This window comes from Kitasatospora sp. NPDC058965, from assembly GCF_042741245.1.
GTDB lineage: Bacteria > Actinomycetota > Actinomycetes > Streptomycetales > Streptomycetaceae > Kitasatospora.
The window spans coordinates 1-21,658 of record NZ_JBHYKG010000011.1 but is presented as its reverse complement, the minus strand read 5'-3'; the positions used below and the strand labels follow the sequence as shown (position 1 = coordinate 21,658).

General features: G+C 72.7%; 15 protein-coding genes. 13 read left to right on the top strand and 2 right to left on the bottom strand.

Annotated features, from left to right (window positions below; genetic code table 11):
* Positions 1-132: 132 nt before the first annotated feature.
* Positions 133-1,446, bottom strand: a complete 1,314-nt coding sequence (locus ACFW1A_RS03595) for an alpha/beta fold hydrolase (RefSeq protein ID WP_380403451.1) — start codon at positions 1,444-1,446, stop codon at positions 133-135.
* Between the two features lie 510 nt (positions 1,447-1,956).
* Here ACFW1A_RS03595 and ACFW1A_RS03590 point away from each other — a divergent pair.
* The 7 genes from ACFW1A_RS03590 to ACFW1A_RS03560 all read left to right on the top strand — a co-directional run bounded on the left by ACFW1A_RS03590 (position 1,957) and on the right by ACFW1A_RS03560 (position 12,950).
* On the top strand, positions 1,957-4,086 hold the full coding sequence (locus tag ACFW1A_RS03590) for a glycogen debranching N-terminal domain-containing protein (protein ID WP_380403448.1): 2,130 nt from the start codon (positions 1,957-1,959) through the stop codon (positions 4,084-4,086).
* A 184-nt stretch (positions 4,087-4,270) separates the two neighbouring features.
* Positions 4,271-5,014 carry an NUDIX domain-containing protein gene (locus ACFW1A_RS03585; protein ID WP_380403445.1) on the top strand — a complete coding sequence of 248 codons (744 nt, stop codon included), beginning with the start codon at positions 4,271-4,273 and terminating at the stop codon, positions 5,012-5,014.
* 185 nt (positions 5,015-5,199) lie between these two features.
* A complete protein-coding gene (locus ACFW1A_RS03580; protein WP_380403442.1) occupies positions 5,200-7,449 on the top strand; it encodes an ATP-binding cassette domain-containing protein in 2,250 nt (749 codons plus the stop codon).
* A gap of 4 nt (positions 7,450-7,453) precedes the next feature.
* Positions 7,454-8,278 (top strand): hypothetical protein, encoded by an 825-nt coding sequence (locus ACFW1A_RS03575; protein ID WP_380403439.1) that lies wholly within the window; start codon positions 7,454-7,456, stop codon positions 8,276-8,278.
* A gap of 487 nt (positions 8,279-8,765) precedes the next feature.
* A complete protein-coding gene (locus tag ACFW1A_RS03570) occupies positions 8,766-9,698 on the top strand; it encodes a FadR/GntR family transcriptional regulator (RefSeq protein WP_380403436.1) in 933 nt (310 codons plus the stop codon).
* Between the two features lie 391 nt (positions 9,699-10,089).
* On the top strand, positions 10,090-11,730 hold the full coding sequence (locus tag ACFW1A_RS03565; protein WP_380403434.1) for an RNA polymerase sigma factor: 1,641 nt from the start codon (positions 10,090-10,092) through the stop codon (positions 11,728-11,730).
* A gap of 338 nt (positions 11,731-12,068) precedes the next feature.
* Complete coding sequence (locus tag ACFW1A_RS03560) at positions 12,069-12,950, top strand: S1 family peptidase (RefSeq protein ID WP_380403431.1); 882 nt, start codon at positions 12,069-12,071, stop codon at positions 12,948-12,950.
* A 115-nt stretch (positions 12,951-13,065) separates the two neighbouring features.
* On the opposite strand, the gene ACFW1A_RS03555 is transcribed toward ACFW1A_RS03560, so the two are convergent.
* On the bottom strand, positions 13,066-13,296 hold the full coding sequence (locus ACFW1A_RS03555; RefSeq protein ID WP_380403428.1) for a hypothetical protein: 231 nt from the start codon (positions 13,294-13,296) through the stop codon (positions 13,066-13,068).
* Between the two features lie 510 nt (positions 13,297-13,806).
* On the opposite strand from ACFW1A_RS03555, the gene ACFW1A_RS03550 reads away from it, so the two are divergent.
* The 6 genes from ACFW1A_RS03550 (at position 13,807) to ACFW1A_RS03525 (ending at position 21,485) form a co-directional block, all read left to right on the top strand.
* Entirely contained in the window at positions 13,807-15,918 is a 2,112-nt protein-coding gene (locus ACFW1A_RS03550; protein ID WP_380403425.1) for a type IIA DNA topoisomerase subunit B, read from the top strand.
* A 219-nt stretch (positions 15,919-16,137) separates the two neighbouring features.
* Positions 16,138-16,623 carry a DUF1453 domain-containing protein gene (locus ACFW1A_RS03545; protein ID WP_380403422.1) on the top strand — a complete coding sequence of 162 codons (486 nt, stop codon included), beginning with the start codon at positions 16,138-16,140 and terminating at the stop codon, positions 16,621-16,623.
* 28 nt (positions 16,624-16,651) lie between these two features.
* On the top strand, positions 16,652-17,812 hold the full coding sequence (locus ACFW1A_RS03540; RefSeq protein WP_380403419.1) for a sensor histidine kinase: 1,161 nt from the start codon (positions 16,652-16,654) through the stop codon (positions 17,810-17,812).
* A gap of 79 nt (positions 17,813-17,891) precedes the next feature.
* Positions 17,892-18,749, top strand: coding sequence for a response regulator (locus ACFW1A_RS03535; protein ID WP_380403415.1), 858 nt, complete (start codon positions 17,892-17,894; stop codon positions 18,747-18,749).
* 490 nt (positions 18,750-19,239) lie between these two features.
* Positions 19,240-19,725: a DUF485 domain-containing protein gene (locus tag ACFW1A_RS03530; protein ID WP_380403412.1), complete on the top strand. Its 486-nt coding sequence runs from the start codon at positions 19,240-19,242 to the stop codon at positions 19,723-19,725.
* On the top strand, positions 19,722-21,485 hold the full coding sequence (locus ACFW1A_RS03525; RefSeq protein ID WP_380403409.1) for a cation acetate symporter: 1,764 nt from the start codon (positions 19,722-19,724) through the stop codon (positions 21,483-21,485). Before ACFW1A_RS03530 ends, ACFW1A_RS03525 begins: the two co-directional genes overlap by 4 nt.
* Positions 21,486-21,658 lie beyond the last annotated feature (173 nt).

Here is a 21,658-nt window from a genome sequence, read left to right as displayed (position 1 = left end):
CGGGGGGGGTATCTGGGCCCGCCGCCCCCGGGGGGCGCGGCGACGGGGGGCGGGGGCGCGCCGCCGCGGCCGGGGGCCCGGGGGCGCCCGCCCCGCTACCGGGCTCGCCCGCAGTGCTTCCGCAGCGAACTGCTACAGCTGACCGCGCACCATCCGGATCAGCCGGTCCAGCACCTGTCCGCCGCTGACTCGCAGACCGTCGTGCTCCCACTCGTTGGTCACCCAGGTGCGCAGGCCCCCCACGGCGTCGGCGGTTGCCAGCGAGTCGGCGGTGTCCACGTACATGTCGTCGTGGTAGACCGCCGCGGCCACCGGCACCTCGTTGGCGGCGAGCACCTGCGGCGCGTACAGGTCCGGCCAGTCCGTGCGGGCGGCGAGCAGTTCGGCGGTCTCGCGCAGCGGCCGCAGCGCGGGGTCGGTCTCGAACATCCAGGGGTAGATCATCTCGCCGGTGAGGCTGACCGGGCCGCTGCCCTTCAGCGCCAGCTCGGCGTCGAAGTCCGGGAACTCCGCCCGGACCCGTTGCGCCGCCCAGTCCGTCGGGCCGGCATCGACCGAGCGCTGCCCGTAGATGGACTCGTGCAGCACGGCGTACAGCGGTCCGTCGGCGAAGGAGAGCTTCGCCTGGACGGCGCCCAGGAACGTGTCGGACAGTTCGGGGCCGGAGGCGCCCCGGATCCAGGCGTCCTCCAACAGGTAGTGCAGCGCGTCCGAGCCGGTACCCGAGCCGAGCATCAGGCCGAGCGACTGGAAGGCCTGCACGGTGAGCACACCGCCGCCGGGCAACTGTGCGGGCGTCCCGACGAGGTGCTCCGCGATCTGCCGCACCGTCTCGACATCCTGCGGGTAGCGCGCGTAGTGGGCCGCGTTCTTCCGGGCCACTCGCGGATAGGCGACCCGGTAGACGTGGTCCGCACTGCTGCGCAGTCCGGGAAGACCGCCCGTCACCAGGGCCTCCCGCACCCCTTCCGGTGCCAGCGAAAGGTAGGTGAGAGTGCAGAACCCGCCGAAGCTCTGCCCGAGCACGGTCCACTTGCCGTCCTCGCCGAGCAGCCGACGGCGGATCAGCTCCGCGTCGCGCACGATCGAGTCGGCCCGGAAATGGGTCAGGTACTCCGCCTGCTCGGCGGCGCCGCCACGCAGCGGGAGGCTCTGCCGGGTGGCCGGGGTGGACCTTCCGGTGCCGCGCTGGTCCAACAGCAGCACCCGGTAGTCGTCCAGCGCCCGGTCCAGCCAGCTGTCCCGCCCCAACGGCCGACCGGCCCGTCCACCGGGGCCGCCCTGCAGGTACACCAGCCAGGGCAGGTCGGCGCGTTCCTTGCCGGCCGCGACCACCTCGCGGGCGTAGACCTCGATCTGCTCCCCGTCAGGAGCCGCGTGGTCGAGCGGGACCTGGAAGTGATGGTCGGTCAGGACGACGCCTGGCTGTCGGATCACGACGGACATCGGGCTCCTTGCACTGTGCTCGGCGCGGCGGGTGTCCGCGCGGTATCGGCTGCGCCGAGGCCGGGCACGTTGCCCGCACTGGTCACGGAATCCCGTCGGCGCCGACCTGGACACTTCCCGGTTCGGGCCGTGCCACCCGGGCACCGTATCCTGACGCCGGATGAGCGGCAGCGGCGCCGTACACCCGCGCGGGTCCTCGGCCGGACAGGCCGGTGCCAGGCAGCGACGGCAGCCGCCCCGGCGGTGCCGACCGCACCCGGGCCGGTCCGCTCGGCGGTGTGGCGTGACCTGCGCCCAGTGCGCCGCGTTCACTCTGGGGGGCACCACCGGGCTCACCGCCGTTGGCGATCCCGCCTCTGGGGGAAAGCCGCGCCGGGCGGTCCGGACCTGGCCTACCGTGATCCTGGCGCACTGCCAGGGAGCGAGCGGCCGAGCCCGCGCGCATTGGAGACCACCGACGGCAGTCACGGCACAACGGCCCGCGCTGCCGACCGACAGGAGGAGAACCCGGTGACGGCCAGCAGGCCACCGCAGACCGCGATGCCGACCGAGACGGTGGGTGGCACCCGTCCGGCCGCGCCGCCCAGGCCCGACTCGCCGTCGGGTACTCAGGGGCGGCCGACGGCCCAGACCCGCCGACTCCCCGCGTCCACGCACACCGACGTGCTCTGCGTGAACGCTCCGGCGATGGCGGCCTCCGGGCCCGACGGTCAGCTGCGCGGCGACGGGTTGCACGGGTTCTTCCGCTCCGGGGTGCGCGTGCTCAGCCGGATGGAGGTCCGGCTGGGGGGCGTCGAACCGTTGGCGCTGCAGGGCGACCTCTCCTCGGCCGTGCAGGCACGGTTCATCGGATCCGTCCGGATCCCCGGCGAGCTCGACCCCGACCCGGCGCTGACGGTGGAGCGGCTGCGCCACGCGGACGGCGCCGAGAGCGTCACCGTGCGCAACGCCGGCGGTCGTCCGGCCAGGATCCCGTTGGAGATCGCCCTGGGCACGGACCTCGGCAGCCTGGCCGAGGTCGGTGCCGGAGCCCGGCCGCCCGAGGTGCCGGCCCAGGTCCAGTCCGCCGGCCTGCGCTGGACCGGGCGCACGCACAGTGCGACGGTCACTGCTCGTCCCTCGCCGCACGCTGTCCTGGCCGGAGCAGGGGTGCTCCGCTGGGACCTGGAGCTGCAGCCGGGGGCCCGGTGGGCCGTGGACCTGCGGGTGGAGCTGGAGCCGCTGGTCGCTCCGGTGGTCCGTCCGGCGATCGGCCGCGGTGCCGGAGTCGCCGCACCCTGGACCGACCTGCGGGTCCGCTGCGACGACTCGCGGGCCGAACAGCTGCTGACCCGGTCGCTGGATGCCCTCGGCGGGCTCCTGCTGGCCGACGCCGACCGGCCCGCCGACCTCTACACGGCGTCCGGAGCCCCCTGGCGCTTCGGGCTCACCCCGTCGGACGCGCTCTGGGCCGCTCGGTTCACCCTGCCGCTGGGCACCCGGCTCGCCGGCGGCACGCTGCGCGCCCTGGCACGCCGCCAGCAACCGGCCGGCAGCGGCAGCCACGCGGAGGGGATCATCCCCGGGCCGCTGCGCCACGCGGGCCCCGAGCTGCCGCCGATCTGCACGGCCACCGAGGCCACCCTGCTGTTCGTCACCGTGCTTGCCGAGGCGTGGCGCTGGGGCATGCCCACCTCCGAGGTGGCCGAGCTCCTGCCGGTCGCCGAACGGGCACTGGCGGCCCTGCGCGCCTGCGCCGAGGCCGAACTCGTCGAAGGGTTCGTCACCGACCTGGGCCGGACCGGTGACGACCGCCCCGGCCAGGCACCGGCAGCCCGTTGCGAGGTGCAGGCCCAGGCCCACCGGGCCGCCCTGCAGGGGGCCGAGCTGCTCGACGCGTTCGGCCGCCCCGGCGCCTCCGCCTGGCGGGAGTGGGCGGAAGGGCTGCGCGGTCGGTTCCGGGAGCAGTTCTGGGTGGACGACCTCTCCGGTGGCCGCCCCGCCGCGGCCCTGGCGGCCGGCGGACGCCCGTTGACGGCGCTGACCTCCTCACTGAGCCACCTCCTCGATCCGGGCCTCGCCGGTGGCGGTTCGGCGCTGCCCGGTCTACTCGACCGAGAACAGGAGCGGATGGTCGCTCAACGCCTGGTCGCACCCGAGATGGACTGCGGCTGGGGGCTGCGGACGCTGAGCGCCAAGTCCCCCCGGTTCAACCCGCTCGGCCACCGCAGTGGGGCGGTGCGGATCCACGAGACGGCGCTGGCCGTGTCCGGGCTGGCCGCGACCGGTTACGAGAACGAGGCCGCGGCCCTGCTGGAGGGGCTGCTCGGCGCGTCGGAGACGTTCTCCGGACGGATGCCGGAGATGTTCGCCGGCGAGCAGCGGATGGCGAACTGTCCGCCGGTGCCGCATCCCTCCGCCTGCCGGCCAGGGGCCGCCTCGTCCGCCGCACTGGCGCACACCGTCATCGCGCTGGCGGGCGTCAGGCCGGACGTCCCGGCGAAGCGGGTCACCGTCCGCCCCGCGACCACCGCGCCGCTGGGCGAGCTGGAGCTGGCGGGCCTGCGGGTGGCCGGCGAGCCGTTCGCGGTGCGGATCAGCCGGATCGGCGTCGCCGTCGTGGAGGAGGCGTCCCCGGACCTGCTGCTCGGTAAGGACTGATCGCCGGTACACGGTCGGGTACGGGCGGGCGCTCGTGCCCACTGAGCAGGGGGCTGCTGACGCAGCGCCGACTCAGGCCCGCGCCCGCGCCAGCGCGGCCGTGGCACTGGCGCTCCAGCGTGCCCCGATGCCGAGTCCGGTCGATTCGATGTTTATCGTCAAAGAGACGACTATGATCGACCCCATGTCGCGCTATGACCCGTCGGCCTTCCCCCCGTTCGCAGTCACGGTCGACCTGGTGTTGCTGACGGTTCGGGAGCACGAGCTCTGCGCGCTGCTGGTACGTCGGGGCGAGCCGCCGTTCCAGGGTTACTGGGCCCTGCCCGGTGGTTTCGTGCGCCCGGACGAGGGGCTCGGCGAGGCGGCCTCCCGCGAACTGGCCGAGGAGACCGGGCTGCGCGCGCACTCCACCCCGGGGCAGGCGATGGCAGGCGCCCACCTCGAGCAGCTTGCCACCTACGGGCACCCGCAGCGCGACCCGCGGATGCGCGTGGTCAGCGTGGCCCACCTCGCGCTGGCACCCGATCTGCCCACGCCCAAACCGGGCGGCGACGCGCGGGGCGCCCGCTGGGCGCCGGTCAGCGAGCTGCTCGGCCCGGGACGGACGGACCGCGAGCCGCTCGCCTTCGACCACGAGCTGATCCTGGCCGACGGGGTCGAGCGCGCCCGCTCCAAGATCGAGTACTCCGCGCTGGCCACCGCTTTCTGCCCGGAGGAGTTCACCGTGGGTGAGCTGCGCCGGGTCTACGAGGCGGTGTGGGGCGTGGTGCTCGACCCGCGGAACTTCCACCGCAAGGTCACCGGGACCCCGGGCTTCCTGGTGCCCTCGGGCGGCACCACGACCCGTCAAGGCGGCCGTCCCGCCCAGCTGTTCAAGGCCGGCGGCGCGACCGTGCTGAACCCGCCGATGCTGCGCCCGGAGTCCTGACCCGGTCGGCCCGCCGCCGGTCAGCGGACCACCTCCGACCCCTGTCCCCTGATCGAGTGAGCGGGGCGGGTGAGTTGTCCGCACCGCGCCACGCAATGCCCGAAATCTCCTGATGCTCCGCCTAGGGTGCTGAATCCGGAGCGGCCACGCCGCCAGGGCAGCCGAGCACGCGGGAGCAGCCAGTGATGATCCAGGCCAGTGGGCTCACGAAGGTCCATCGCCGTGGCCGCCCGGCCCTGCTCGACCTCGGGTTCGATGTCAGACCGGGTGCGGTGACCGTGCTGCTGGGGCCGGAGGGGGCCGGCAAGACCACCGCGCTGCGGCTGATGCTGGAGCTCGAACGCGGTGCGGGCGTGACCCTGTTCGACGGCGTCACCTACCGGAAGCTGCGTCAGCCCGAGCGGGAGGTGGGCGTCGTACTGCCCGCCGAGCACCGCCGCGCCGGCAGCCCGGGCCGTACTGCGCGAGCGCACCTGCGGATGCTCGCCGCCGCCGTCGGTGTCCCCGCCCGTCGGGCCGAGGAACTGCTGGAGCAGACCCGCCTCGCCACCGTCGCCGACCACCGGCTCCGGTCGTTCTCACCCGGCATGACCCGCCGGCTGGAGCTGGCCGTGGCCCTGCTCGGCGACCCGAACACGCTGTTCCTCGACGCGCCGACCGACGGTCAGTCACCCCGCAACGTCGAGTGGCTGCACGCCTTCGTCCGAGCCTTCCCCTCGGGGGGCGGCTCGGTGCTCGTCACCACGCGCAGTCCGCAGGAGGCGGCACTGCTCGGCGACCGCGTCGTGACCCTGGACGACGGTCACCTGGTCGCCGATCAGCCGATCGCCGAGTTCCGACGCACCCGGCTGCACCCCGAGGTGGCGGTCCGCGGCCCGCAGATGGCCCGGCTCGGGGACTTGCTGCTGGCCGAGGGCGCCATGGTCCGGTCGGACGGCAGTGCGGGGATCGCCGTCAGCGGACTGGGGCGCACCGAGATCGGCGAGTTGGCCTACCGCCACGGCATCCTGCTGCACGAGCTCGCCGACCGGGTGGTCGAGCAGCCGGCACCACGTGCCCCCCGCCCCGCCGCGGTCCCGGCTGCGGCGGTGCCGACGGTGCAACTGCGCAGAGTGCCCCGCGGTGGCCCGGCGGAGCAAGGCGTACCCGCGCAGCCCGCCGAGGTGGCCCCGGGGGTGGGGAGCACGGCCGTGGGGAGCACGGCCGTCGGTGCGCGTGAGCGGATCGTGACCGCGACACCGGCCGGGGTCACCGGTGTGGGCTCGGACGGCGAGCAGGCCGGGCCGGTCGGCGCGACGGTCGCAGCCGGACCGGTGGTCACCTCGGAGCATGAGGACGCCGCGGCCCTCCGGGACGAGCGGGACGGGTTCGCGCGCCACGCTTACGCCGAACCGGCCGGTGCCACCACGCTCGTGGGTTCGGCGTCGGGTCCGGCGTCGGGTCCGGCGTTGGTGCCGGGGCCCACCGAACCGGTGGCGGACCGGACGGCGGCCACTGCCCCGGTGCTCGACGCGACCGGGCCTGTCGGGGCGTCATCCGCCGCGTCCGAACGTGCGCCCGTCGCTGGGTCGGCGCCCGCACCGGTCCACCCCGCAGTGCCCGAGCCGACGGCAGAGCTCAGCCCGGCAGCTACGGCCGCCACAGCTACAGAGCTCGCGCCGCACCTCGTGCCACACCTCCCGTACGAGCCGGAAGGCGCGTCGGGGCTCAGGTCGGCACCGCAGTCCGGTCCCGCGGTGGAGTTCGCGTCGCAGCTCGTGAGCGCATCAGAGTTCGTGCCGCAGCCCATGGCGCAGCATGTCCCCGCACCCGAGTTCGCGCCTGCGCGGGATCTGGTGTTCATGCCCGAGCTCTGGCAGGGCTCCGAGCCCGGTCAGGCCCCGACTCAGCCCCCTGGGCTCGACCTCGACGCCGGGCTCACGCCGCAGCAGCTTCCGCAGCCCGCGCCAGTGATCGGTCCACCAGCGCCCGCGCCCGGACCGGGCCCGACCCCCACGCCCACCGCCGCCCTCTCCGGTACCCCCGACCCTGCCGACCTCGGCGGCTGCACCGACTACGCCGACTACGCCCGCAGCACCGACTTCGCCACTCCCGCTTCGGTCCCCGAGCCCGAGTCGGGCCTTCCCCCGGCGCAGGTCGCCGAGCCGCTCGCAGGCCCTCCTCGCGACCGGCTTGCGGCCTTCCTCGGCGTCGCGTCCCTGCCGGACACCGCACTGGCCGCCGACCCGACTCACCCCGCCGACCCGACCCACCCTTCCCACGCCCAGCCCACCCTCCCCGACTCGCCCACCCCACTCACCCTCCCCGAATCGCCCACCCCGCCTGCCGAAGCCGGCTACCCCACCCCGCCTGCCGAAGCCGGCTACCCCGCCACCACCGACCCGACCACCTCCACCCCGCAGCCCCTGACCGGGCCCGACCACTGGAACGGGTGACCCCGTGCGCGTACTCGCCTACGAAGGCCGGCGCCTCCTCGGCCTCCGCTCCACCTGGCTGACCCTCCTCGTCGCCCTGGTGGCCCAGGTCGCCCTGACAGTGCTTCAGGCCCGCCGACTCGCCCCGCAACCGTTGCCCGTGGCCGACGCCGTCCGCCTGGTCAGCGCGACCGTGCCGGTCCTCCCGGTTCCGATCGCCGCCCTCGCAGTCGGCCTGCTGGGCGCCCTGGCCGTGGCGCACGAAGTGCGCCACCCCGGTCGGGTGGCCGCCCACGTCCGCTACGCGGCCCGGGTGCGCCTGCTGCTGGCCAAGCTGGTCGTGCTCAGCGCGGTTGCCGGGGCCTTCGCCGTGCTCTCGCTGGTGGCGGACGCGTTGGCGATCCGGTTCGCCGCCTCGTCCGGCGAGGCCGTGTCCCGCTTCTTCGTCCCCGGCGCGCTGCGTGCCGATCCGCGCTCGGTTCCGGTGCTGCTCGCCTTCGCCGCGTTGGTGGTTGCCGCGGGCTGGGCCGGAGTGCTGGCCGCTGCCCTGACCCGCAGCGCGGTTGCCGGAGTGCTGCTGCTCTGTGCCCTGCCGACGTTGGTCGACCTGGCGGCCGGCTCGGTCGCCCTGCGGCACCTGCCTGCCGCGGCCCGGCTGCGGAGCCCCGGTTCGCCGTGGTCGGCATGGCTGGACCCGGCATCCGTCGACCTCGGCGCCGGGCACGGCAGTGCGGCACTCGCGGCCACCGTGCCGACGCAGCTCAGCCAGAGCCTGGTCACCGTGCTGGTGCCTGCCGCGCTCCTCCTGGTCGGCTGCCTGGTGGCCCAACTGCGCCGCCGCTCCTTCTGAACCACGCCGACTGAGCGGATCACCCGGCCACCCCCACCGGATCACCCCCGCCTGACCGCACCCACCGGTCAGACCGGCTGCCGGCACTGGCTGCTCGTACCGGCTCGGCAGACCGACTGCTCGCACCGGCCCAGCAGACCGGCCGCTCGCACCGGCCCAGCAGACTGACCGGACCCATTGAACCCACTGGACCCATCAGACCCGCCGGTCCCGGCCGGCCGGTCAAGCCCACCAACCCGGACGCCCCTCCCCGAAAACCACCCCGTCGCCCGCTCCGAGGCGCATCCCCGCAGTCCCCTGCGGACCCCACCCGCCCCACCGACCGTCAGGTCCCGCCCGCCCTGCGTCCCCTCCTGACCTGGTCCTTTCCAGGTCCACCGGCCCTGTTCGCCGCCACCCCACCGGGGAGCGACAACACCGGTGCGGGAACGGCCATTTCTGCCTGATAAGAAGTCAATGATCCAGCCACGGGCGATCACCCTTTCGTGTGCTTTTCACGAGAATCCTCAAGCCGCGCGCGCCGATCGCCGACAAAGGACGTGTGAGTACCCTTGCGCACCCCACCATGACCGTCGCCCGCACCGCCGAGGCCGCTGCGCCCGGCGCTGCGGAGCTCGACCGCTTCTCCTACGCCGATCGGCCGACCCCGCCCGTCCCCCGATGGGAGGGGGCCGAGAGCGATCTCGCCCGGGTCGGTCGCAAGACCACCAGCAGCCGCGGCCGCGGCCTGCACGGCCAGCTGGTCCAGCAGCTGGGCCAGATGATCGTCTCCGGCGACCTGGGCGCCGACCGCCCGCTGGTGCCGGAGGAGATCGGCCAGCGCTTCGAGGTCTCCCGGACCGTGGTCCGCGAGTCGCTGCGCGTGCTGGAGGCCAAGGGCCTGGTCAGTGCCCGCCCCAACGTCGGCACCCGGGTGCGCCCGGTGGGGGACTGGAACCTCCTCGACCCCGACATCATCGAGTGGCGCGCCTTCGGCCCGCAGCGTGAGGAGCAGCGCCGGGAGCTGTTCGAGATGCGCTGGGCGATGGAGCCGCTGGGCGCCCGGCTGGCCGCCGGCCACGGCCGCGAGGACATCCAGCAGCGGCTCACCGAGATGACCGAGATCATGAGCCACGCGGCGGCCCAGGGCGACCTGATCACCTTCTCGCGGGCCGACGGCGAGCTGCACTCGCTGGTCCTGCAGCTGGCCGGCAACCGGATGCTGGAGCACCTGTCGGGCATCGTGGGCGGCGCGCTGCAGGTCAGCGGCGGTCCGGCGACGGCGTGCGAGCGGCCCTCGGACGCCTCGGTGAGCATGCACACCCGGCTGGTCGACGCGATCGCCGCCGGTGACGGTGCCGCGGCCGAGGCGGCCATGCGTACGCTGCTGACCGTGCACCCGGACGTCGAGCACGCCGTGCCCGCGCCGCGCGAGCACTGAGCGGAGTCGACCACGGAACCGCCGGACCTGAGCAGAGCCCTCCGGAGGCGCGCGCCCCAGCGGCCGCGACCGACCCGGAGGGCCCGCCGTCATGACGGTCGCGGCGGCCGACGGGGAGGCGTGTGACCTGTGCCACGGACGGCATGCGTAACACTTGGGGAGCGGCAGCGATGTGTACGGAGCGGAAGCAGCTCCGGAATACCCGCGCCATGTCAGAATGCTGTGTTGGTCTGCGGCGCTGCTGCCGTCCCACAAACCCAGCGTCCTGCAAACCCAGTCCTCAAGTCCGAGCCGGTCGGAACCGCCACGTGCCTGCGGTGCGTGCTCCTTCCTCGCCCTCTCGGGCGGTCCGGTACGGGTTCGAGTCCACTCTTCGTCCGAGAGGTTGTTCGTGTCGGCCAGCACTTCCCGTTCGCTCCCCCCCGAGATCGCCGAGTCCGCGGCCCTGCTGGCGCTCATCGAGCGGGGCAAGGCCCAGGGGCAGATCGCCGGTGACGACGTGCGTCAGGCATTCGAGGCGGACCAGATCCCGGTCACCAAGTGGAAGAACGTCATGCGCAGCCTCAATCAGGTGCTGATTGAGGAGGGCGTCGACCTCATGGTCAGCGCCGCCGAGCCGTCCGCGGCCAAGCGCAAGAGCGTCGCTGCCAAGAGCCCGACCAAGCGCACCGCCACCAAGGCGGTCACCACCCGTACCCCCGCCGCGCCCACCAAGCCGCCGGTCCGGATCGCTCCGGCCGCCACCGTGGCCCCCGCCGCCGTGGCGTCGGTCACCACCGTCACCTCGGTCACCGTGGAGGCTCCGCTGGACGCACCGGGGGACAACGAGCCGAGCGCCGCGGCTGCCAAGAAGGTCGCCGCCCCCGCCGTGGCCAAGAAGGCCGTGGCCAAGAAGGCCGCCGCTCCCGCCAAGAAGACGGCCGCGAAGAAGACCGTCGCCGGCAAGTCGGAGAAGGGCGAGGAGGAGCTGCTCAGCGACGAGGAGCTGCTCGAGGACGTGGCGCTGCCCGCCGGCACGAAGGCGGAGGGCGAGGCTGCCGAGCCCGAGGAGGAGTCGGAGGGCTTCGTCCTCTCCGACGACGACGAGGACGACGCGCCGGCCCAGCAGGTCGCCGTCGCCGGTGCCACGGCCGACCCGGTCAAGGACTACCTCAAGCAGATCGGCAAGGTCCCGCTGCTCAACGCCGAGCAGGAGGTCGAGCTCGCCAAGCGGATCGAGGCCGGCCTGTTCGCCGAGGACAAGCTGAGCCAGGCCGACAAGCTCGCCCCCAAGCTCAAGCGCGAGCTGGAGATCATCGCCGAGGACGGCCGCCGCGCCAAGAACCACCTGCTGGAGGCCAACCTCCGCCTGGTGGTCTCGCTGGCGAAGCGTTACACCGGCCGCGGCATGCTCTTCCTGGACCTGATCCAGGAGGGCAACCTCGGTCTGATCCGTGCGGTCGAGAAGTTCGACTACACCAAGGGCTACAAGTTCTCCACCTACGCGACCTGGTGGATCCGCCAGGCGATCACCCGCGCGATGGCCGACCAGGCCCGCACCATCCGCATCCCGGTGCACATGGTCGAGGTCATCAACAAGCTGGCCCGCGTCCAGCGCCAGATGCTCCAGGACCTGGGCCGCGAGCCCACTCCGGAGGAGCTGGCCAAGGAGCTCGACATGACCCCCGAGAAGGTCATCGAGGTCCAGAAGTACGGCCGCGAGCCGATCTCGCTGCACACCCCGCTCGGCGAGGACGGCGACAGCGAGTTCGGTGACCTGATCGAGGACTCCGAGGCGGTCGTCCCGGCCGACGCGGTCTCCTTCACCCTGCTCCAGGAGCAGCTGCACTCGGTGCTCGACACCCTGAGCGAGCGCGAGGCCGGCGTGGTCTCGATGCGCTTCGGCCTGACGGACGGTCAGCCGAAGACGCTGGACGAGATCGGCAAGGTCTACGGGGTCACCCGTGAGCGCATCCGCCAGATCGAGTCGAAGACCATGTCGAAGCTGCGCCACCCGTCGCGCTCCCAGGTGCTGCGCGACTACCTGGACTGATCGAGCGAGCTCGACACCTCACCGGAAGGCCCGGGCGGATCCACCGCCCGGGCCTTCCGGCATCCCGGCGCAACCGCCCGCCCGCGCCTGCCTGCCGGCGCCCCCGACCCGTTGGCGCTCTCCGCCCCGGCCATCCGCTCGCCCCGGACCCCTCCGCCCGGACCCTCCGCCCCGGACTTCCTCATCCCGGCACCGTCCGCCGCACGTCCCGGGGCGCCGCATGTCGCCCGACCGCGTCCCTCGTCCGGGTGGTTGGACGTCAGATGACGAGCACTCAGGGTGAGTTTCTGACTACGCTGTGGCGGTTGCCCGATGTCGAATGCTCGGAGTGCCCTGTGATGTCCGTCTCGTCCGTTCCGTCCGGTCCCGGCATCCGTCGAGCCTTCGGCGTGCTCCCCGCCGGCCGTCGGCGGGTGGCCGCGCTGGCACTGCTGGCCGTGCTGCCCGGTGCCGTGGTCTCGCTCGGGGCTCCCCAAGCCCGGGCCGACCGACGGATCGTGGGTGGCTGGGCGGACAGTGCGGTGCAGCGCCCCTGGATGGTCGCGGTGGCCAGTCGGGCCCAGTTCGGCGACGCCCGCTCCGGGCAGTTCTGCGGCGGCACCCTGGTGGCGCCCACGAAGGTGGTCACGGCGGCCCACTGCTTCTTCGACGAGCGCACCGGTCGGCAGACGGACCGGCCGGGCCTGGCCGTGGTGGTGGGCCGGACCGATCTGAGCACCCGCACGGGGGCCGAGGTTCCGGTGGCCAACGTCTGGATCCACCCGCAGTACTCGTTCGACGACAACATGCAGGATGTGGCGGTCCTCACGCTCGACAGCCCGCAGGATCCGCGGGGGGTGCTGCCGATGGTCGGCCAGGACGAGACGGGGCCGTACGCGCCCGGCACGGCGGCCCAGGTCTACGGCTGGGGCGACACCACCGGTCGGGGGAGCTACGCCACCACGCTGCACGGGGTCCAAGTGCCGATCGTGGCTGACTCGGTGTGCGCGCGCGACTACCCGGGCGGGCCGGACGGCGCCTTCGATGCCCGCGGCATGGTCTGCGCCGGCGAGGCGCAGGGTGGCAAGGACGCCTGCCAGGGGGACAGCGGCGGCCCGTTGGTGGTCGGCGGGCGCCTGGTGGGGCTGGTCTCCTGGGGCACCGGCTGCGCGGAGGCGAGCCACCCGGGTGTCTACACCCGGCTGGCGGCGGTCGCCGATGCGGTCAATGGCCAGCTGTAACAGGCCGGTTACGCACGGCGCCCGGGTACGACGCCGGGCGACAGGCTGTGCAGCCTGTCGCCCGGTGGCCGGCCCGCAAGGGCCGACCTCAGCGCGTCAAGGAAACGCCGAATGCTCAGCGCTCGTCGCTGGCGGCCGAGGCCGTCGTGGTGGCGAGACGACCACTCTCGTCCTGTATCTCCACGGCGATCTTCTTGAGCTCCGGCTCGAACTTCCGCCCGTGGTGGGCGCAGAAGAGCAGCTCTCCGCCGCTGGCCAGCACGACGCGCAGGTAGGCCTGGGCGCCGCAGCGGTCGCAGCGGTCAGCCGCGGTGAGCGGGCTCGCAGGTGTCAGAACAGTAGTCACGTCGCCTCTTCTCTAGCTCGACGAGCTGTCGTACCAGGGTCAACATCCAACCAGGCCGAAAACGTTCCCGCTCGTGGCTTTTCTTCTTTGAGGATTCTGCTGTGTTGATGAGGACGTGCCCCGGGTGCCGGTGGTTCATGCGTGCCGGAAACCGCGAGCTGTCTATCACTCGAACGCATCTTCGAACTGTTGTCCGAGGGTGGGCGTAGCATAATCCCCTACTGGGTTGGAGCATAAGCCCCGTCCCGAGCACCGGTAGCCTGCATCCCAGCAGCTCCAGCGCTCGCGGCCGGTTCGACGGTCCGCCAGGACCCGTCGGGCGGGGGCGAGATGGGGCTCCCGCACGGCGAACCGGGCGCGGCCCGTGTTCGCGCAGCGCGTACAAGCCACAAGCCGGGGCAGCAGGTGCGACGGCCGATCGGCGAGCGGGCGCGGGGCCGTAGCGGGGGTGCGTCCGACGAGGAACGCCGCCGGACCGAGTCAGGAAGTCACTTAGGAGGAGTGCACCGCGTGAGTGCCGAAACGACCGTGCCGTCCGCCCTGCGCGCCGCGGAGGACGGCTCCAACTACACCGCTCGGCACCTGCTCGTCCTGGAGGGGCTGGAGGCGGTCCGCAAGCGGCCCGGCATGTACATCGGTTCGACCGACAGCCGCGGTCTGATGCACTGCCTCTGGGAGATCATCGACAACGCGGTGGACGAGGCGCTCGGCGGCTTCTGCGACCGGATCGACGTGCTGCTGCACGACGACGGCTCGGTCGAGGTCCGCGACAACGGCCGTGGCATCCCGGTCGACGTGGAGCCCAAGACCGGCCTGTCCGGCGTCGAGGTCGTGATGACCAAGCTGCACGCCGGCGGCAAGTTCGGCGGCGGCTCCTACGCGGCCTCCGGCGGTCTGCACGGTGTCGGTGCCTCGGTGGTCAACGCGCTCTCCGCGCGGCTGGACGTGGAGGTGGACCGCAACGGCCACACCCACGCGATCAGCTTCCGCCGCGGCACCCCCGGGATCTTCACCGAGCTGAGCCCGGACGCCCCGTTCGACCCGGCCAGCGGCCTGACCCGGACCCGCAAGGTGCCCAAGACCCGCACCGGCACCCGGATCCGCTACTGGGCCGACCGGCAGATCTTCCTCAAGGAGGCCAAGCTCTCGCTGGAGACCCTGCACAACCGGGCCCGGCAGACCGCCTTCCTGGTCCCCGGCCTGACCATCGTGGTGCGTGACGAGCGGCGCACCGAGAGCGAGCAGGTCGACGAGACCACCTTCCGCTACGACGGCGGCATCGGGGAGTTCTGCGAGTTCCTGGCGCCGGACCGGGCGGTCTGCGACGTGCTCCGGCTGCGCGGCGAGGGCACCTTCAAGGAGACCGTCCCGGTGCTGGACGACCTCGGTCACATGACCCCGACCGAGGTCACCCGCGAGCTCGGGGTGGACATCGCGCTGCGCTGGGGCGCCGGTTACGACACCACCCTGCGCTCCTTCGTGAACATCATCGCCACCCCGAAGGGCGGCACCCACGTCACCGGCTTCGAGCGCTCGCTGGCCAAGACGGTCAACGAGGCGCTGCGCGCGACCAAGCTGCTGCGGGTGGCCGAGGACGACGTCACCAAGGACGACGCGACCGAGGGCCTGACCGCCGTGGTCACGGTCCGGCTGGCCGAGCCGCAGTTCGAGGGGCAGACCAAGGAGGTGCTCGGCACCTCCGCCGCCAACCGGATCGTGGCCGCGGTGGTCGCCCGTGAGCTCAAGGCCTTCCTCGCCTCGACGAAGAAGGACGAGAAGGCCCAGGCCCGCGCGGTGCTGGAGAAGGTGGTGGCCGCCGCCAGGACCAGGGTGGCGGCGCGTCAGCACAAGGAGGCGCAGCGTCGCAAGACCGCGCTGGAGACCTCCTCGCTGCCCGCCAAGCTGGCCGACTGCCGCAGCGACGACGTGGACCGCAGCGAACTGTTCATCGTCGAGGGAGACTCGGCGCTGGGCACCGCCAAGCTGGCCCGCAACTCCGAGTTCCAGGCGCTGCTGCCGATCCGCGGCAAGATCCTCAACGTCCAGAAGGCCTCGGTCTCGGACATGCTGAAGAACGCCGAGTGCGCGTCGATCATCCAGGTCATAGGGGCCGGCTCGGGGCGGACCTTCGACATCGACCAGGCCCGCTACGGCCGGGTGATCTTCATGGCCGACGCCGATGTGGACGGCTCGCACATCCGCACCCTGCTGCTCACCCTCTTCCACCGCTACATGCGCCCGATGGTGGAGCAGGGCCGGGTGTTCGCCGCGGTGCCGCCGCTGCACCGGATCGAGCTCACCAACCCCAAGCGCGGCCAGGAGAAGTACCACTACACCTACTCGGACGCCGAGCTGCGCCGCACCCTGCTGGAGTTCCAGGCCAAGGGGATGCGCTGGAAGGACCCGGTGCAGCGGTACAAGGGCCTCGGCGAGATGGACGCGGACCAGCTGGCGGAGACCACCATGGACCCGCGCTACCGGATCCTGCGCCGGATCAACCTGGGCGACCTGGACGCCGCCGAGCAGGTCTTCGACCTGCTGATGGGCAACGACGTGGCGCCGCGCAAGGAGTTCATCGTCGACTCGGCGGCGACCCTGGACCGGTCCCGGATCGACGCCTGACCGAGGTCCGACGGCGCGCCCGGCCCGACCGGAGCGCCGGACCTCGACCGGCCGAGACCGGGTCTCGGCCGGGTCTCGGCCGGTTCGAAGGGGGCTCTCCACCCACGGGTGGAGAGCCCCCTTCGCGTTGAATCAACCCTGGAGCCGATCAGCTGACACCCGCCGATCCGTAGCGTCGTCACTGTCAGAAACCCCTCCGATTCGGGACGGAGCAGTCCGATGACCGGCCTCGTGAACATCCTCGCCATCCTCGCGGTCACCGCCCTCGTGGTCAGCCGCCAGTTCCAGGCCCGCAAGCTCAACACCGATCGCCGGTTCTGGCTGCTGCCGCTGATCCTCGCCGCCGTCGCGCTGCACGGCCCCTCACTGATCGACCCGAAGCACCAGGCGGCGGCGATAGCCCTGCTGGTCGTCTCGGCGCTGGTGGTGATGGCGATGGGCTCCGTCTGGGGCTGGACGGTCCGGCTCTGGCGGGACAGCGAGGGCTCGGTCTGGGCGAAGGGCACCAAGGCAACCGTGGCGGCCTGGACCGGACTGATCGTCGTCCGGATCGGTCTCTACGGGCTCGGTACCGGTCTGCACATCCACCAGAGCAGCAACGCGCTGCTGCTGACCCTCGGTGTGCTGCTGCTCACCCGCGGCGTCGTGGTCAACTGGAGGGCCCGTAGCCTGGACGCCCCGCAGCCCCTGACCGTGGCCGGCTGAGGTACCGCGCACCGTGGAAGGACCGTCCGTGCAGTTGGAGACCTGGACGCGCTGGCCCTCGCGGGAGGCGCTCGACCGTGAGCAGCGCTCCCGCCCGGGGCTGGTGCTCTCGTTCGCCGGGCGCTTGGCCCTGGTGCTGACCGTGCTCCTGGGCACGGTCACCAGCAAGCAGTTCACGGGTGCGGCGGCGGTCGTCTCCATGGTCATCCTGGCGGCCACGATCCTGCTCTTCACCGTGCTGTTCCGCACCAGTCGGCAGCACCGGATCGGGTGGTCGCTGGCGGCCGCCTCCCAACTGATCGTGCTGGCCCCGATCGCCCACCGGGTCGGCGCCGAGACGCTGGCGAACCTCATCTGGTGCGGCCTCGCGGTGGTCGCCCTGATCCGGTTCCCGATGGTGGTGGCGGTGCCGACCTGCGCCGCGGCGCTGATCTCCTACGCGGTGGAGAGCGGCGACAGCTACCTGGCGCTGGTGGCCACCGTGGTCGGTCTCGGACTGCTCGGCTACCTGATCCGGCTGGACGCCGAGGCCAGGGGCACCGCCCTGCGCCTGCTCCAGCAGGAGCGGGCGGCCCGGTCTGCGGAGGCGGAGAGCGCGGCGCTCGCCGAACGGGCCAGGATCGCCCGGGAGATCCACGACGTCCTCGCCCACAGCCTCTCGGCCCAGTTGGTCCACCTGGAGGCCGCCCGGCTGATGTTGGACGGCGGAGCCGAGCGGGAGCAGGTCAAGGAACGCGTGGTCGCGGCCAGGCGGATGGCCCAGGAGGGGTTGATGGAGACCAGGCAGGCGCTTTCCGCCCTGCGGGGCGAGTTCACCGCGGTCGGAGAGTTCCTGGTCGAGCTGACCAGTCGGGAGCAGGTGCCGCTCACCGTGACCGGGACCCCTCGCCCGCTGGCGGCGGAGGTCGGCCTGGCGGTCCGCAGGACGGCTCAGGAGGCGCTGACCAACGTTCGGAAACACGCGCCGCGGGCCGGGTGCACGGTGGAACTGCGCTACCTGGACGGTGAGGTGGAGTTGGAAATCCGCAACGCGGCGGCGCCGGCCGCCCCGGTGTCGGCCGAGCTGGCGGAGAGCGGTAGCGGGTACGGTCTGCTGGGGATGCGGGAGCGGGCCGAACTCCTGGGCGGCAGCCTGCAGGCCGGGCCGGACGGGGACGGTTGGCTGGTCAGACTCCGACTGCCGGATTGACGGATCGCCGGTCACCGAGAGGCCGTTCGCTCCGCCTCCCCATGGACGGGCACGATCAGCAGAGGAGCAGGACGGCCGAATGAGCGAGCCGAGCGGTACCCCAGCAGCGGCGGCGGCCACCCGGGTACTGGTCGTCGACGACCAGACCGTGGTCCGCGAAGGGATCGTGATGCTGCTCGGTCTGTTGCCGGGGATCGAAGTGGTGGGTGCGGCCGCGGACGGCGAAGAGGCTGTCCAGTTGGTCGCCCAACACCGGCCGGACGTGGTGCTGATGGACCTGCGGATGCCCCGCTGCGACGGAGTGGAGGCGACCCGGCGGATCCGGGCCGAGCATCCCGGCACCGAGATCGTGGTGTTGACCACCTACGCGGACGACGACTCGCTCTTCCCGGCGCTGCAGGCCGGCGCCCGGGGCTACCTGACCAAGGATGCCGGAGCGGAGGAGATCGCCAAGGCGATCGCGGACGTGCGTGCCGGAGCGGCGGGCCTGTCACCGCAGGTCCAGCGCCGCCTGTTGGAGCGCCTGGCCGGGCCGCTCGGTGGCGGACCCGCGGCTGCGTCCGCCACCGGGGCCGGAGGCGCCCCGCAGGCCACGACCGGCGGTACCGCTGCGGTTGCCCCGGTTCCCCCGGCACCAGGTGTCTCCCCGGCTGGTCCCGCCCCTGGCACCGCACCGGTGGCCCCCGGTTCCCCGCGCCGGCGCCCCTACCAGGCGCAGGAGTTGCCCGACGGTCTGACGGTCCGTGAGGCCGAGGTCCTCACCCTGATCGCCGAGGGGTTGTCCAACACCGAAATCGCCGCTGCCCTCTTCGTCAGCCCGGCCACCGTGAAAACACATATCAACAACCTCTTTGCCAAGACAGCGGTAAGAGATCGTGCACAAGCGGTCAGTTATGCGTTTCGCCATGGTCTGTTTCGGAGTTCGCAAACAGACTGATACCACCACATCGAGTGAAACTCCTGGCCGAACGCCGCAAATCGGTTTTTGACGGGCCATCATGGAACCCGTCAGGGCGCCGTCGGTACGCCGAATGGATCTTCGGGGCGGGCTGTCCGGAAGTGCGGGTGCCGATACCCGACGCCCCACCATCGGTGGTGCCTCCCGGCCAGGAGCAGCATTGGCACAGCACGAAGTCACCGGACCGGTCGGTCCGGCGCCCCGCCGCGGGCAACGGTTCGACTGGTGGCCCGCCCCCAACATGGCCGGTCCGCTGGAGGCAGTACGGCGCCAAGCGGGCGGTCGGGCGGCTGCGAAACGGCCGGCCGGTCCGGAGCAGCGATCAGTGCGCGGCGGCGGAGCCCAGAGCGGGCGGCCGGCCCACCTCCCGGCGCAGTCGGCACCCCGGTCGGGTTCGGAGAGGGACCCGCAGTCGGCGTCCGGCCCGCAGGGCGGCGGTACCGCCGATCCGCGCGGGGCCCAGTATGCGATGCCACACTCCGGTCCGTACGACGGCGCCACCGATCGTCCGTTCGGCAGTGCCATCAGTGACCCGTACGCCGGCACCGTCCCCCACCAGCAGGACAGCACCGCCGGCCACCAGTACGGCACCGAACTCGCCGGTGAGTTCGAGGTGCTGCTGACCGAGCAGCAGGAGCAGGCGGCGGCCGAGGTCTACCGGGGGGTCCAGCACAGCCGGGCCTTCCAGGACATCCGGCACAGCTACCGCAGCTTCGTCTTCCCCGCCACCGCCGTCTTCCTCGGCTGGTACCTGCTCTACGTGACCCTCCAGGCCGCCGCCCCCGAGCTGATGCGGACCCCGCTGGCCGGCCCGTTCAGCGTGGCCTGGCTGCTCGGGCTGCTGCAGTTCGTCTCGACCTTCCTGCTCACCTGGCTCTACTCCCGCAATGCCCGCACCAAGCGCGACCGAGCCGCCCTCGGCCTGCGCTGGGACACCCAGGACCAGCTCCGATGACACAACTCACCCCACAGGCGGCCCGGCTGGCCGTGTCGCTCGCCCGGCAGGCTCCCGTCGTCGGCGCGCGCCAGCCCGTCGCCACCGCCGTCGGCCCGACCGCGCCCGCAGCTGCGCACGTCGCGGCCGGTACCGCGCACGCCGCGCCCGTGCACCCCGCTGCCGACGCGCACCACGGACTCGCGGTGGTGCTGTTCGCCCTGGTGGTCGTGGTCACCCTGGGGATCACCCTCTGGGTGGGTCGCCGCGGCCAGGCGGCCGAGGACTTCTACGCCGGTGGGCGCGACTTCGGCCCGCTGCAGAACGGCATCGCACTCTCCGGCGACTACCTCTCGGCAGCCTCCTTCCTCGGGGTCACCGGCCTGATCGCGCTGTACGGCTACGACGGCGTGGTCTACAGCATCGGGTTCCTGGTGGCCTGGCTGGTGGTGCTGATGTGGGTGGCCGAACTGGTGCGCAACACCGGTCGGTACACCCTGGCCGACGTGTTGGCCACCCGGATGCGGCAGCGGCCGGTGCGGGCCGCGGCCGGCTCGGCCAGCGTGGTGGTCACGCTGCTCTACCTGATCGCGCAGATGGTCGGCGCGGGCAGTCTGGTGGCCCTGCTGCTGGGCACCACGGGGGCCGCGGCCAAGACCTGGACGATCGTGGCGGTCGGCGCCCTGATGATCATCTACGTCACGGTGGGCGGTATGCGCGCCACCACCTGGATCCAGATCGTCAAGGCGCTGATGCTGATGACCGGGGCGGTGCTGATGACCGTCCTGGTGCTGGTCCGGTTCCACGGCGACCTGGCCGACCTGATGAACTCCGCCGCGCACGGCAGCGGCGCGGGGGCGAGGTTCCTGGAGCCGGGCCTCAAGTACGGCGCCTCGACGACCAGTCGGATCGACTTCGTCAGCCTGGGCCTGGCCCTGGTGCTGGGGACGGCCGGCCTGCCGCACATCCTGTCGCGGTTCTACACCGTGCCGACCGCCCGGGCCGCGCGCCGCTCCACGATGTGGGCGATCGGGCTGGTCGGCTGCTTCTACCTGATGACGATCGTGCTCGGTCTGGGCGCCGCGGCGCTGGTCGGCTCCAAGGCGGTCAAGGCCGCCAACTCGGCCGGCAACACCGCCGTCCCGCTGCTCGCGCTCGACCTGGGCGGCGGCGAGGGCAGCACCGGCGGCACCTTCTTCTTCGCCGTCACCTCGGCGATCGCCTTCGCCACCATCCTGGCCGTGGTGGCAGGGCTGACCCTCGCCTCCTCGGTCTCCTTCGCCCACGACCTCTACGCGCAGGCCTTCCGGCGGGCCGACCGGCCTCCGGTGACGGAACGCCAGGAGGTGGTGGTGGCCCGGCTCGCCGCCGTGGTGATCGGCGGGCTGGCCATCGTGCTGAGCCTCTTCGCGCAGCGGCTGAACGTGGCGTTCCTGGTCAGCCTCGCCTTCGCCGTGGCCGCCTCGGCCAACCTGCCGACGTTGATCTACAACCTCTTCTGGCGCCGGTTCACCACCCGGGGTGCCTGCTGGGCCACGTACGGGGGCCTGGTTCCGGCGCTCGTCCTGGTGCTCTTCTCGCCGGTCGTCTCCGGCAGCAAGACCGCCATGTTCCCCGGCGTCGACTTCCACTGGTTCCCGTTGGAGAACCCGGGCCTGATCTCCATCCCGCTGGGCTTCCTGATGGGCTGGATCGGCACGGTCAGCGGCGAGGAGCGGGCCGACCCGGACAAGTTCGCCGAGTTGGAGGTCCGCTCCCTCACCGGCGCGGGTGCGGTCTGACCCAGCCCTCCACCCAACCCCTCCACCTGGGCCGTCCCCAGTTCGGGCGGCCCGCGCCGGAGCGGGCCGGCCGGAACGGAGGATTGCCGGGTGCGCGGGGGGGCGGGGAACCGGGCATGGGGCGGGGCCGTGCGCCGTCGCACAGGCGTTGGGGGGGGGCGGCGTGGTGGTGG